General features: G+C 56.6%; 11 protein-coding genes. 6 read left to right on the top strand and 5 right to left on the bottom strand.

Annotated features, from left to right (window positions below):
* Positions 1 to 96 precede the first annotated feature (96 nt).
* Positions 97 to 1,347: a dissimilatory-type sulfite reductase subunit alpha gene (gene dsrA / locus P3M64_RS01055; protein ID WP_132940018.1), complete on the bottom strand. Its 1,251-nt coding sequence runs from the start codon at positions 1,345 to 1,347 to the stop codon at positions 97 to 99.
* A 632-nt stretch (positions 1,348 to 1,979) separates the two neighbouring features.
* Between dsrA and P3M64_RS01060 the strand changes: the two genes are divergently transcribed.
* The 5 genes from P3M64_RS01060 (at position 1,980) to P3M64_RS01080 (ending at position 7,536) form a co-directional block, all read left to right on the top strand.
* Positions 1,980 to 2,981, top strand: coding sequence for a TauD/TfdA family dioxygenase (locus P3M64_RS01060; protein WP_207893213.1), 1,002 nt, complete (start codon positions 1,980 to 1,982; stop codon positions 2,979 to 2,981).
* Between the two features lie 47 nt (positions 2,982 to 3,028).
* Positions 3,029 to 3,268 (top strand): DUF6967 family protein, encoded by a 240-nt coding sequence (locus P3M64_RS01065; RefSeq protein WP_132940017.1) that lies wholly within the window; start codon positions 3,029 to 3,031, stop codon positions 3,266 to 3,268.
* Between the two features lie 164 nt (positions 3,269 to 3,432).
* Positions 3,433 to 4,533: a COX15/CtaA family protein gene (locus P3M64_RS01070; RefSeq protein WP_243644870.1), complete on the top strand. Its 1,101-nt coding sequence runs from the start codon at positions 3,433 to 3,435 to the stop codon at positions 4,531 to 4,533.
* A gap of 475 nt (positions 4,534 to 5,008) precedes the next feature.
* Entirely contained in the window at positions 5,009 to 5,944 is a 936-nt protein-coding gene (locus P3M64_RS01075; RefSeq protein WP_132940016.1) for a DHH family phosphoesterase, read from the top strand.
* Positions 5,941 to 7,536, top strand: coding sequence for a S41 family peptidase (locus P3M64_RS01080; RefSeq protein ID WP_243644868.1), 1,596 nt, complete (start codon positions 5,941 to 5,943; stop codon positions 7,534 to 7,536). The genes P3M64_RS01075 and P3M64_RS01080 overlap by 4 nt, the downstream gene beginning before the upstream one ends.
* A gap of 166 nt (positions 7,537 to 7,702) precedes the next feature.
* On the opposite strand, the gene P3M64_RS01085 is transcribed toward P3M64_RS01080, so the two are convergent.
* Genes P3M64_RS01085 through P3M64_RS01100 form a run of 4 tightly spaced genes read right to left on the bottom strand, consistent with a single transcriptional unit; the run spans position 7,703 to position 12,820 of the window.
* Positions 7,703 to 8,602, bottom strand: a complete 900-nt coding sequence (locus tag P3M64_RS01085; protein ID WP_132940015.1) for a CoB--CoM heterodisulfide reductase iron-sulfur subunit B family protein — start codon at positions 8,600 to 8,602, stop codon at positions 7,703 to 7,705.
* A 2-nt stretch (positions 8,603 to 8,604) separates the two neighbouring features.
* Positions 8,605 to 9,219 (bottom strand): 4Fe-4S dicluster domain-containing protein, encoded by a 615-nt coding sequence (locus P3M64_RS01090; protein ID WP_132940014.1) that lies wholly within the window; start codon positions 9,217 to 9,219, stop codon positions 8,605 to 8,607.
* 3 nt (positions 9,220 to 9,222) lie between these two features.
* Positions 9,223 to 11,511, bottom strand: coding sequence for an FAD-dependent oxidoreductase (locus P3M64_RS01095; protein WP_132940013.1), 2,289 nt, complete (start codon positions 11,509 to 11,511; stop codon positions 9,223 to 9,225).
* A 37-nt stretch (positions 11,512 to 11,548) separates the two neighbouring features.
* Entirely contained in the window at positions 11,549 to 12,820 is a 1,272-nt protein-coding gene (locus tag P3M64_RS01100) for a CoB--CoM heterodisulfide reductase iron-sulfur subunit A family protein (RefSeq protein WP_132940012.1), read from the bottom strand.
* Between the two features lie 205 nt (positions 12,821 to 13,025).
* Between P3M64_RS01100 and P3M64_RS01105 the strand changes: the two genes are divergently transcribed.
* The gene (locus P3M64_RS01105) at positions 13,026 to 13,223 is read left to right on the top strand and encodes a hypothetical protein (RefSeq protein WP_132940011.1); all 198 of its coding nucleotides are present in this window, start codon (positions 13,026 to 13,028) and stop codon (positions 13,221 to 13,223) included.
* Positions 13,224 to 13,341: the final 118 nt, after the last annotated feature.

The following is a 13,341-nucleotide window of genomic DNA, read 5'->3' on the forward strand; positions in this document are numbered from 1 at the left end:
ACAAAAATCTAGCGTTGCGCTCGGCCGGGTCCGGGTAAACCGGACCCGCCTCGCACGATATCAAGCCGCTTAAAAGCATTAAGCGAAGAGGGCGAACTATTCCGCAGCGGCAGCGCCGTGACGGCTGTTCCATTTCGTCACCTCGTCGTCCCAGCCATCCATGCGGATGTAAGAACTGGTGCGCGGGTGGCTGACCATGTTCGGATCGACATCCAAACCGATCCCATCAAGGAAATTAATCATTCCGATGCGTTCGATCATTTCGCCCGTGCGTTCATGTTCGAGCGCATTCTCGGCGAAAAACTCGAGGACGGTTTCGGACAGTTCGACCAGCCACTCGTAATCCTCCTCGGTTTCCATGCGATGGAAAGGGACGATCACGGTGCCCATCAGGTCACCGATTTTCAAGGTGCGCTTGCCGCCGGCAAGGATGGTGACACCCTTTTCATCGCCCGGAGACAACGCCTTGGTCATCACGTTGATACAATGCATGCAGCGTACGCAGCTTTTATTGTCGATTTCCAGAGTATCGTCGTCGTTGAGGCTCAACGCCCGGGTCGGGCACATGTTGACGACCTGATCGTTGACGCCTTTGCGGCCCAAGGTGGCGACGTATTTTTTGACTTCGTCCTGGTTAACCTTGATGTCGTCGGCCCAGGTGCCCAGAACCGCGAAATCGGAACGGTGGGTGGCGTTGACGCAGTCGTTGCCGCAACCGGAAAACTTCGCTTTGAATTTGTAAGGCAGCGAAGGGCGATGCATGTCGTCGAGCATGTTGTTGATCACCATGCGCAGCGCCTTGGCTTCGTCGAAGCAGGACTGTTCGCAGCGCGCCGCGCCGACACAGCTCATCGAGGTGCGTACGCCGGCGCCCGCGCCGCCCAGGTCGAAGCCCAGCTCGTTGAGGGCGTCAAACGAGGTCTGCACGTTTTCGCTGTCGCAGCCCTGGAACATAATGTCCCCGGACTGACCGTGAAAGGCGATCAAGCCCGAACCGTGCTTTTCCCAGATATCGCACATTTTACGCAAAATCGCGGTGTCGTAGTGCATCCCGGCGGGCGGCATGATGCGCAGGGTATGAAACTCGGAACTTTCCGGATAATCGCCGGCTACTTCCGAGAAACGAGGAATGACGCCGGCGCCGTAGCCGCGCACACCGATGGTGCCGCCTTTCCAGTAGCCCTTGCGAGTCTCGTAAGAATGCTCAAGCTGCCCGAGAAGACTTTTCATGATCGGCGCATGAGACTTCCCCTCATCGTCGGCCAGACGCTTTAGTCCGGTAACGAAGCTCGGCCACGGGCCGCCTTCGAGCTGGTCCAGCATGGGGGTGTTTGGTTTGTTAGCCATTGATCAACCTCCGCAGAGTCTAATTTTATTCGGGCGTTTCCCGCGTGAAGCGCAAAGAATCAACGCCATGAACGATGCCCACATTGGGCACTACCGAACCGGCACGCCATAACCCACACGCCAAAGCCCCAACCCTCGAATCATTGGGTTGTTCCCCGGGAACCGGTCGACCCTGCGACTCAGTACGGCGCCCTGGAGGCCTCGCGTAGGTTTAGGTCGGCATGCCGGACCTAAAAAAAATAATAAGGGGGAGTTTCCCCGTAAAGCCACGACCTGTATGCGACTCATTGTTATCTATCGTGCCCGGTCTTACCGCCGGAATTTTAGCCGGATATTGCTCTGTCCGGTCGAATAAATTTATATTACTGTAATCTAATATGTCCAACTGAATCTACAAATTTGTGTAGGAAAAGAAATTTTCTTTTAAATTCATGGTGTTCTTAGGAAAGATTAGGGCAAAAAAACCTTTGAATTATTCCTATCTGTGTGCAGGTTGTGTGCATTCATTGTGAATCGACCATTCGTATCGCCCATTTGTTCGTTCGCGGGGGGGGCATATCAACTTCCCCCCACCCATCTGCGGCGCTTGGGCGTCTTTTATTCAAATAACTTTCAATCAGGACTGTGGTTTTATGATGTCATCAATTTCTACAATTGTGGAGTCCGGTTTTTCATCTTTGTCGCGCAAGGGAAACGCCTTCAACCCGTTCGATCTTGAGCGCGAGGAAGATTTCGAACGGTGGCGCGATTACAAAAGAGCGTCTTTTCCAAGGCAAACATCCGATCTTGTCGTCGAGATCACCGATCCGAACCAACCCTCGGACAAAGAAGTTGCGGCGCTCATGGACCGTCTGAAGCGCGCCAATATGGCGGTGTATGTTTGCGCGAACCCCCTGGACGAAGAGGAGGGATCAAAAAAATTCGTGCGCGCATTGGGGCGGCGGTTTGGTTTGCAGCGGTTGGACGCCAACCTGTGCGCCGACACGGACGCGATCACCCCTCTGCACGATGTTCACAACGGCGAAGGCGCGCGGGCGCGGTACATTCCCTATACCAATCGGCCGATCAGTTGGCATGTCGATGGATACTACAACACGCCGGACAGGCAGATTCGCGGTATGGTTCTTCATTGCGTTCGACCGTCTCAAAGCGGCGGAGAAAGCGCCCTATACGATCCCGAGATGGCTTATCTGTTGATGCGTGAAGCCAACCCCGACTACATCCGTGCGCTGGCCCATCCCGAGGCGATGCACATTCCCCCCAATCAAGATGAACGCAACGGACAGGAAATTCGCGCTATCAGCACGGGGCCTGTTTTTTCCTTGGACGCCAAGACCGCGACTTTGCACATGCGCTTCAGCGCCCGCCAGCGCAATATTATCTGGCGTGACGACGCCGTGACTCGGGAGGCGGTGGCGTTTTTGAACGCATTGCTGGAAGATGGAAAACCCTATATTTTTCAACATCGAATGGCCGCCGGCCAGGGGCTGGTGTGCAACAATGTCCTGCACAATCGGACAGGGTTCCAGGATCCCGAGGATGGTGCGCCGGGGCGCCTGTATTTGCGGGCGCGCTACTTCGATCGTATCTCGGGGACCGGTGTAAAAGAGGTTTACGCCGAACTTGCCTCTTGAATAAGTACGTTTCTTGAATTTGAATAAAGAAAAAAGGAGACTGTCCGGTGAGCGACACATTGCCTTCTTCCACGCCGAGCGTTCCGTTCCTTGAGGAAATTCAAGCCCCATGGAACAAGCACCTGACGTTTAGCGAGAAAATGTACGATGGCGGATTTACGACCATATTGATGCGCATCAAAGAGGGTAAGCGCTTTACCGATTTGGAACTCGATTTTGAAACCGCCGCCAAAATTGCGGATATTCTCGCCGATTGGGCGGGCCGCGCAAAGGCCAATCAAGATTAGCCGGAGGCGGGGCGGCTCCTGGGCAATTCCTTTGGGAGGCGCGCGAAAGAGGGGGGGAGGGGCGAGCGAATGAAGAAAAATCGGATGGGCCCCAGGAAGCGGCTCCGCGCCGCACGCCATATCCAATCTGTAAGGGGGCTTCGATCTGTAAGGGGGGACGTGTGATGTCTTTTTCGTCCGACGCCACGGTGGTGATGTTTCATCACGGGGTGGCGTCGTCGGCGCACCGCCGTAAGATCATCGCGGGCTGGCTTTTTACCGTGGCCGCCATGGTTTTCGTCATGGTGGTTATTGGCGGACTGACTCGATTGACCCATTCCGGCCTGTCGATGGTCGAATGGAAACCTCTGACCGGGTGGTGGCCCCCCACCAGCCACGCCGATTGGCGCGCTCTTTTCGAAGACTACCGGCGCTTCCCAGAATTTCAGAAAATCAACCACGCCATGGACCTTTCCGGGTTTCAGTCTATTTTCTGGTTGGAATTCATCCATCGGGTTTGGGGGCGGCTGATCGGCCTCGTGTTTTTCCTTCCCTTCATTTTTTTTCTTGCGCGAAAGTGGGTCGATCGCGCGTTGGGCTGGCGCTTGGCGGGGCTGTTCGCGCTGGGGGCGGCGCAGGGGCTAATGGGGTGGTACATGGTCAAAAGTGGCCTGATCGATCGTCCCGATGTCAGTCAGTACCGTTTGGCGGCACACTTGGCGCTGGCCTTGATAATTATCGCCGCCTTGATTTGGACGGCGTTGGGCGCTCTGTTTCCCAGGCCGGAGCGGACGCCTCTTCGGGCCGGTCGGGGCGGTTTTTCACCGCGAAAACAGCGGCTCGCCGCGCGCGCGCTCGCAGGACTTATTTTCCTGACCGCGTTGTCGGGGGCTTTTGTCGCGGGCCTTGACGCTGGGTTCGCATACAATACCTTTCCCTTTATGGAAGGTAAGTTCATTCCCGCCGACGTCTTCGCCTACACGCCGGCCTATCTGAGCGTCTTCGAAGATATCACCACCGTGCAGTTCGATCATCGAATCTTGGCCGAAAGCACCTTTCTTCTGGTTTTGATATTTGGTTTTTTTGCGCGCAAAGCGGTTTTGGCTCCTCGGGCACGGCGGGCGGTTACCCTTTTTACGGGAATGGTTCTGGTTCAGGCCGCATTGGGAGTATCGACGTTACTGTTGGTCGTGCCGACCCCCTTGGCGAGCCTTCATCAAGCGGGCGCCGTGATTTTGTTTTCCCTGGCGATCTGGGTTTGTCACGAAACCCGAACGGTGGCGTGAGGGATATTCGTTTCCCCAGGCGGTTGTTTTTATGTTCCGATGCGGAGCCTACGTGCGCGCGATTATCGATAGAGGGGAGATTTAATGGGCCGAAAGCTTGAAATTGAGCCTTAAATTTGACTCCTTTCGTTCTTATTTACGTAGACGACACCCTTTGCTGCTGCGCGGAGGCGGGGGCGTTTTCCTTTCTCGATACGAAGAGGTAAAGACAGGAAAAAACAGGATCGATCCGTTTCTCGTTTTCTCCACAGGCGGGGGAATGGTGCGAAAGGGTGAACGTCTTCCGTGACAAGGTAAAAAAAGACTCCTGAAAACAGAACGTTATCTGACTTGCCGCCATCTTGAAAATTCCGATACAATAACGGGTGGCGTTGATGTGGTGGGGTGTTTGCGCGGCGACGGCGCGCGGGTGGCGAGAACCGAAGTCGTCCCGCGATAATTAACTCAGAGGGATGATCGACTGATGGGCGTACAGATGGATAAACAGAAGAAATTTCGATTGGTGACGCGAAGCGACTTCGACGGTCTGGTTTGCGCCGTGTTGCTTAAGGAAATGGATCTGATCGAGGATATCAAGTTTGTTCATCCCAAGGATATGCAGGATGGCACGATCCTGATCTCCGATAACGACATCACGACAAACCTGCCCTATGTCAAGGGAGTGCACATCGCTTTTGATCATCATATGAGCGAAACCATCCGCCTGGACGATGTCGCCCCCAATCACGTGATCGATCCCGAGGCCCCTTCGGCGGCGCGGGTCGTTTATGATTATTATGGTGGGCGCCAGGAATTCAAAAACGTTTCGGTCGAGATGATGGACGCGGTCGATAAGGCCGATTCCGCGCAATTTAGCGAGCAGGAAATACTCGATCCCACCGACTGGGTGCTGCTTAACTTCATCATGGATTCCCGAACCGGCCTAGGGCGCTTCAAGGAATTCCGCGTTTCCAATTATACGTTAATGATGCAATTGATCGATTATTGCCGCAATCATACGATTGAGGAGATTTTAATTCTCCCCGATGTCAAGGAACGCGTCGATCTGTATCTGTCCCACCAGGAACAGGCGAAGGCGCAAATCCGCCGTTGCACGACGCTGCACGGTAACCTCGCCGTGATCGATCTGCGGCAGGAAGATGTTATTTATGCCGTAAACAGGTTCATGGTCTATGCGATGTACCCGCAGATCAATATCTCCATCCATGAAATTTGGGGATTGAATAAGCTAAATACTGTCTATGCCGTCGGAAAATCGATCATCAACCGGACCTCGCGCACGAACATCGGCGCTTTGATGCTTGAATATGGCGGCGGCGGCCACGAAAATGCCGGAACATGCCAGATAGATAATGACGACGCCAAGCGTGTGCTTGGAGAATTGATCGAAAGGATCACCCAGGACGGATGAAGCGTTTCTCTTCAATGGCGACACTGTTGATTGGTGGCGCGTTGGGCCTTGTTTTGCTGCAATCCTTAAATGGATGCACGCAGGATTCCGGCTCGCCTATCGCGCAGGTTCTGAATATCTTCGACGACGAACCGGCGCTCGACAGTCCCGGCGAGAAGGGGGACATTCGGCGTTTCGATAAAGTTTACGCTCACTACGCCAACCCCACCGATCCGAATTACGATCGTCAACGCAGACAGTTTTCCGATGCCTTCATGCGCGTCGATGCCTATTACGTGCGCCCGCTCGACCCCGTGAAGATGGCCGACGCGGCGATCGAAGGGGTGAAAAAAATGAAGGGGAAACCCGGGACCTTGGCTCCGCAAAAGGTCGTCGAGGCGGGATTGAACGCCATGCTGGCGTCACTTGACCCGCATTCGTCATACCTCAACCCCCAGGAATATCAAGACATGCAGGTTATAACCCGGGGAGAATTCGGCGGGCTGGGCATTACCGTGACCATGGAGAAAGGAGAGGTTAAAGTCATCTCTCCGATCGAGGACACGCCGGCGTATCTGGCCGGCGTCAAGGCCGGTGATCTCATTGTGGCCATCAACGGCGATCCCGTGAAGGGCAAGACCTTGATGCAGGCCGTCCATCTGATGCGCGGAAAACCCGGAAGCCATATTCGCCTGACGATCCGCCGCAAGGAAACGAAGCCGTTCGATGTCACAATCACCCGGGCGGTCATTTCCGAAAAATCGGTGCGTTGGCGCATCGAAGGAAATATCGGGTATATCCGCGTGATCAGTTTTTCCGAACAGGTCAAAGACGGGATCATGTCTGCGATGTCGGATTTTCGCACCAAACTGGGGCCGCGCCTGAAGGGTGTCGTTCTTGATTTGCGCAACAATCCCGGAGGGTTGCTCGAGCAGTCGGTCATTTTGGCCGATGTCTTCTTGAAAAAGGGCCTTGTGGTCAGTGTGCGGGGGCGCGATTCGGGAGACGTGCGCAACTATGATTCCCACGATGGCGATATGACCCATGGCGTGCCGATGGTGGTGCTTATCAACGGTGGTTCGGCCTCGGCCTCGGAAATCGTGGCGGGCGCCTTGCAGGACCGCCATCGGGCGGTGATCATGGGGTCGCGTTCCTTCGGCAAGGGGTCGGTGCAGACGATCACGCCGCTGCCCTTGGGCGGGGGCCTGCGGTTGACGACGGCGCTTTATTACGTTCCTTCCGGGCGCACCATCCAGGCCCTGGGAATTGAACCGGATATCGAACTTTTGCCGACCGCCGAGCAAAAAAAGGCCATGGCCGATTTCGTCGCCAAGGCGAAAAAGGAAGATCAACCGGTCATCCGCAGAGAGGCGGATCTTCCCCACGCGATTTCGGCGCAAAATGGCGAAATTCATACGGTGCAAGCCAAGGTGCCCGAAGCAAAATGCCCCTCCGCGGGGACGGATGGAAAGGATAAACCTCTCGGGTGCGCTCTGCAGTATCTGCGTACGGGGACAACAACGAACTTTGTCGCCTCCTTGATACGCAAGGGCGCGAATATGGCCGTTCCCACACCGACGCCGTCGTTGGCGGCGTCGGCATCCGCCATGTAGTCTCCGCCATGCATGTAGTCTCCGCCATGTCGGGCGACCGCGAGATGACAAACGCCCCCTCATCTTGCGGAAGGTGCGGAACTGCGTAAAAAAACCGCCCGGCGCGGTTGACTCCGCGCCGGGCGCTGGTTTAGGGCTATGAAAACGGGGTGGGCGCTTCGATTTTTTACTTCGCCATGCCCGCTAATTTTTCCGCCTTGATGATGTTTTGGTTGAGTGCGGCGTCCTTGTTGGCGTCCATGCCGAAGGCGACCGCCATCAACTGGCTGTAAAAAACAACGGGGATGTTGAAATTGGTGCCGAACTTGGTGTTGATATCCGCCTGATACATTTCGACGTTGGTCTGGCACAGCGGGCACGGCGTGGCGATGCAATCGGCATCCTTGGCGACCGCTTCCTCGAGGATTTTTTTCATCAGATGCAGGGTCTTGTCGGGACTCATCACCGAAACCGATCCGCCGCAGCATGACGTCTTGTTCTCGAATTCGACCGCCTCGGCCCCCGTGGATTCGATAAAGTTATCGAGGAATTCCGGATCGTCGTAGGTGTCGTACTTCCCCCCACGGTCCGTTCCGGCGAACGGGCGCACGGTTTGGCAGCCGACGTATCCGGCGACTTTCAGGCCCTTCAGGGGGTTGGTGACTTGCTCTTTGATGGTGTCCAGGCCGACGTCGTTGACCAAAACTTCACAGGCATGGCGCACAAGAAGATCGCCGTCGTAGGATTTCCCGGCGGCGGCGAGGGCCTCGTTGAGGTCATCCTTGAGCTTGGGATTCTCCCGGATTTCCTCGTTGGCGGAATGGGTGTTCAAATAACACGCCGCGCACGGGGTCATCACGTCTTGTTCACCCTGTTCGCGGGCTTGGGCCAAGTTGCGCGCCGACAAGGCGGCGTTGGCCAGGTGACCGGCCGCCATTTCGCCGACCGAGGCGCCGCAGCAATTCCAGTCCGCGATGTCTTCCAGTTCGACGCCCAACTTCGGAGCGATCGCGCGCAGCGAGGTGTCCAAGTGTTTGGCGCTGGCCTCGGAACTGCAACCGGGATAGTAAGTATACTTCTTGGACATGCTTAGCCCTCCCCATGATTGCGGTTTTGGATTTCCACGGCCTTGGCGAGAATGGCTTTCAACTCACCCTGTTTTTTCGTCTTATGGGGCATGCCCAGATGCATGCGCTTGGTCTTGATCATGCCCATGGCGATTTTCATGTTGCCCATGCCTCTTTTGATGCCCTCGCTGAGGCCGGCGGAAAAATAGTACTTGGCGGTGACCAAGCGCTCATCGGTCTTGCCGTATTTGCTGACCGACCACCAGAACGCATCGGCGAAGCGGGAATTATCAACCTCTTTGGGTTTGGCGTAGCCCTCTTGGAGGGCGAGGCGTCCCAAGCCGTGGAGGATATACTTAACCGGCACCGAACGGGGGCAGCGCACCACGCAGTTATAGCAACTGACGCAGTTGAACATGGTGTTCGCCTTGAGCACCGCTTCCTTCATGCCGGCGCGCACCATCATGAACAGCTTGCGCGGGCCGTAATCCATCTGATCGCCGATCGGGCATGATCCAGAACAAACGCCGCATTGCATGCACATCGACAGACGGTCGCCGCCATCGACATTTTCGTAAACCCAGCGCGCGAAATTGAGGTCGTACTTTTTCTTGGTATCCGGGGAGAGCGCGTTCATGGTCTAAAACCCCTTGAAAGGATTGAGCCCGATGCTTTCGATATTGGCGGCGAAATCGTCGATTAATTTGCCGACGAGCGCCGAGTCGGAGATGGCGATTTCCATCGTTTCGACGCGTTCCTTTTCCAACATCATCGATTTTAGCGTTTCCTCGACCTTGCCCATGCGTTCCTGGGCCAAACCCGACCCCTTGACGAAGTGACACTGGTAGTCATCGCCGGATTTACACCCCATCAAGATGACGCCGTCGTAGCCCTTGGACAGGCCTTCGGAAACGTTGAGCATGCTCACCGAGCCTAGGCAACGCACCGGAATGACGCGCACATAGGCCGAATAGGTGTGCCGGTTGATGCCCGCCATGTCGAGCGCGGGGTAGGCGTCGTTCTCGCACGCCAGCACCAAAATCCGGGCCTTACCGGAAAATTCGTCGGGAATTTCACACGACCCCGACATGGCGTTGATCATATCGACCGAATAATTGTCGAAACGGATGGTGCGCACAGGGCAGGCCCCCATGCAGGTGCCGCAGCGCCGACAGCGCGACGGGTTGAGGACGGGATAGTCGTCTTCGCGTTCATCGATGGCGCCGAATGGGCACTCCACCGTGCAGCGCCGGCATTTGGTGCATTGATCGAGGCCGAATTTGGGAAACGACAGGTCGCCGGTGCGCGGGTGCAAGGAGCGGCCATCGCGAACGTTGCGAATCGCCTGAATGGCTTTCAGGACGGCGCCGCCGGCGTCCAGCCCGGCCTCGCCCATATCCATCGGGCGGCGCACCGGCCCACAGGTGTAAATTCCGGTCCGCCGCGTTTCATAAGGAAAACAGATGTAATGGCTGTCGGAGAAACCGTCGGCGAGGATCGGGATATGTGGTCCCTGGCGGTACTGCAGGTTGAGGATCGGCGCGCCCTCGGGAAGCGCTTCTTCGGGGCGCTCGACCGGGGCGGGCGCCTCGACGCCTTCCTTATATCCGGCGACGGTGATCGGTGCGGTGGGGTTGATATCGCTGGTGATATAAACCTTTTGCTCGTCCTTGATTTCCACCGTAGGGGCCTCGACATTGGTCGAATTGGGCACCATGCCGGTCGCCAGGACGACCATGTCCAGACCTTCCATGGGGATGTCGTCGCCAAGCAAATCGTCGTGATAGGTGACGGTCAGTTTATCATCGACGCCGGAAACCTTGCCCTTGACGAAGATGACGCCCTTTTCCTGGGCGGAACGATAAAATTCCTCGGCCGTGCCGGGGGTGCGCAGTTCATCGAAAATGACGTAGCACATCACTTCGGGGTCGGCGTCGATAAGTTGAATGGCGTGCTTGATCGACGCGCCGCAGCATACCGAAGAACAGTAGGGCAAGTGGGCGGGATCGCGCGATCCGGCGCACTGTACGAAGGCCACCGTTTTGGGCGCCTTGCCGTCGGATTTACGGGCCACGGGGCCGGCCGTGAGCATGGCTTCCAATTCGACGTTGGTGACGACGTCCGGCGATGCGCCGTAGCCCAGGTGGCCGAGTTTATTGGCGTCGTAGGGCCGCCAGCCGGTGGCGACGACGATGGCGCCGACGGTCTCGGTCGTGGTGGCGCCGCCCTTGCTGAAGTCAACGGTGAAGCGCCCCGGCATGCCCGCCGTCTTGGCGACCACGGTGTCGGTCATGACGGTGATGTTGGCGTCGGCCTCCACCGTTTTGATCAGCTCGGCGACCGGATTGTCCTGAGGTTCGCGATAGGGGGGTGTGTGGGGCATGATCTTGGACCAGCCCGCCGCCCATCCGCCGAGACGGTCGGAGCGTTCGACCAAAATCGCCTTGTGGCCGGATTTCGACGCTTCCAGGGCCGCGGTAAGACCCACGAATCCGCCGCCTACGACGAGGACCGTTTCGGAAAACTCGCCCTCGGTGTAGGCTTCGGGCAAGGTGATGAACTTGGCCTGGGTGACGCCCATGCGCACCTGATCGTCGGCCAGCATCTGGGTGTCTTCATCGCCCGCGGGGTGCGACCACACGACCTGTTCGCGAATATTTGCGCGCACCATGGAGGTGCCTTCGAAATTGAATTTGTCGGTCATCACGCGGGGCGAGCAGGCGGCGATCACCACGGAGTTGGCCTCGCCCGAGGCGATGTCGTCCGTGATCAGCTTGACGCCTTCGTCGCTGCACAGCGCGCCGTGGCGCTTGCAACCGGCGGCTTTCATTTCACCGGTGGCGACACTTTCCATGGTATCCAGATTGACGGCGTCGCCGATGCCGCAACCGCTGCATAGATAGACGCCGATTTTACGTTCTTCAGACATAGTTATTCATCCCTCCTGTCGTGCGGCTGACGGTCATTTAAGCGTTGGAGCTGACGGCTTGAATAGCCTTCAGCGCGGCGGCCGTCGCCGACTGCACGGACATGGATACATCAAGGGGCCCCGAAGCGACGCCCGCGGAAATCATGCCGTCCTTATCCCCCTGGTGAGGAACCATGAACCCGTATTCGTCCTGCTCGATGGTGACGGGCGCGCGGTCCTGAGCGTTCGACGGCTCCATCCCGGTGGCCAGAACCACCAGATCGTAAGGGCGGGCGTAGACCTCGCGGGTGATCGTATCTTCGCCTTTGACGATGGGGCCGCCATCGTCGCCGACCTCGATCGAGGCGGGTTTCGATTTGCGGAACGACACCTGGGGGTCGGCCTTTAGCTTGACGTGGAAGCTTTCCAATTTGTCGTGGGCGCGGATATCGATGTAATAGATATCGACCTCGCTCTCGGCGTACTGCTCACGGATGTAAGCGGCATGCTTGAGGCTGCCCAGACAACAGATGCGCGAGCAGTAGGGCAGGTGGTTGTAATCGCGCGAACCGGCGCATTGGATCAGCGCGACCTTTTTCGGCGCCTCGCCGTTGGAGGGGCGCAAAATCTTGCCGTGGGTCGGTCCGTCGTGGGCGGCGAGGCGCTCCATCTCGACATTGGTGATGATGTCGGGGCTTTCTCCATATGAATACGGCGTGATCTTGGCGGGATCGTAGGGTCGCCAACCGGTGGCCCAAATGATCGCCCCGACGTTGATGTCGAACGTGCTCTCCACCTCGTCCAGATCGACGGCGTCATACGAACAAGCCGCCTTGATTTTATCGGCCTCGGGGGTGCCGATCACGCTGGGGTCGATGACGTAGCGCATCGGGAACGCCATCTCGTGAGGAAGGTACGCAGCCTTGACCGTGTCCAGATTGTAATTGAAGGCGTTGGCGACATCGCTCTCGGCGGCCTGGGCGCAGGCCCCGCAGGCGGTGCAATTGGCCTTCACGTAACGCGGCGTGGTTTTCACCGAAACCGTGAAATTTCCTTTTTCGCCGGCCACCTGAGCGACGCTGGACATGGTGAAGATTTTTAAATTTTTAAGCTTTTTAATACGTTGGAAATTAATTTCCAGGCCGCAAGTGGGATGGCAGAGTTTGGGGAAATAGCGGTTGAGTTTGGCGACCCTTCCCCCCAATGTCGGCGCGTTTTCGAGGAGAACGACCTCATAACCCGATTCCGCCGCTTCGACGGCCGCGCTGACGCCGGCAATACCACCACCCACGACCAAAATGGTCTGGCTGTTGACTGATCCGTTGGACATTGTGCCTCACCTGGTATGTTTTTGTCGAATTCGGATTGTACGGTTCCGATTGCGTGCGGAATTCTTACACCAAAAAGGTATATTAGCGAAATAAAATTTTCCCCATTCCCTTGACGTTGGTGGATTATCTCTTAAATGAGAGATTTTTTCTCCATGCCGGGAAAAGGGGCTTGATCGTCTCATTTTAGCTCAGCGTAAAAGAGAGATGAAGAATAACGGTATTTCCAACGGCGTTGAAAGGTTAATTCAAATAATTAAAAAAAATATGGTGCGTTCTTTAACCGACCATGAAAGTTGGGTACTCATTTTGCGTTGCGCGGCGGCGTTACGCGTTGACGGGGTTTTATTAGCATTTTTGAATTTAGCGATGGTCGAAGGCGGCGATTGTTTGGTACAAGCATAGATGTCGTTGTCGTTTGCGGTTGGCGTATATGCGTGAATACAAGGCGCCCGATCCGAGCTTTCACTTTTGTGGAGCGCCGTATCCTGCGCCTTTCGGCTTGGCGTTGTCACCGTGGGCG

Origin of the sequence: Varunaivibrio sulfuroxidans, from assembly GCF_029318635.1 — a bacterium.
Lineage (GTDB): Bacteria > Pseudomonadota > Alphaproteobacteria > Rhodospirillales > Magnetovibrionaceae > Varunaivibrio > Varunaivibrio sulfuroxidans.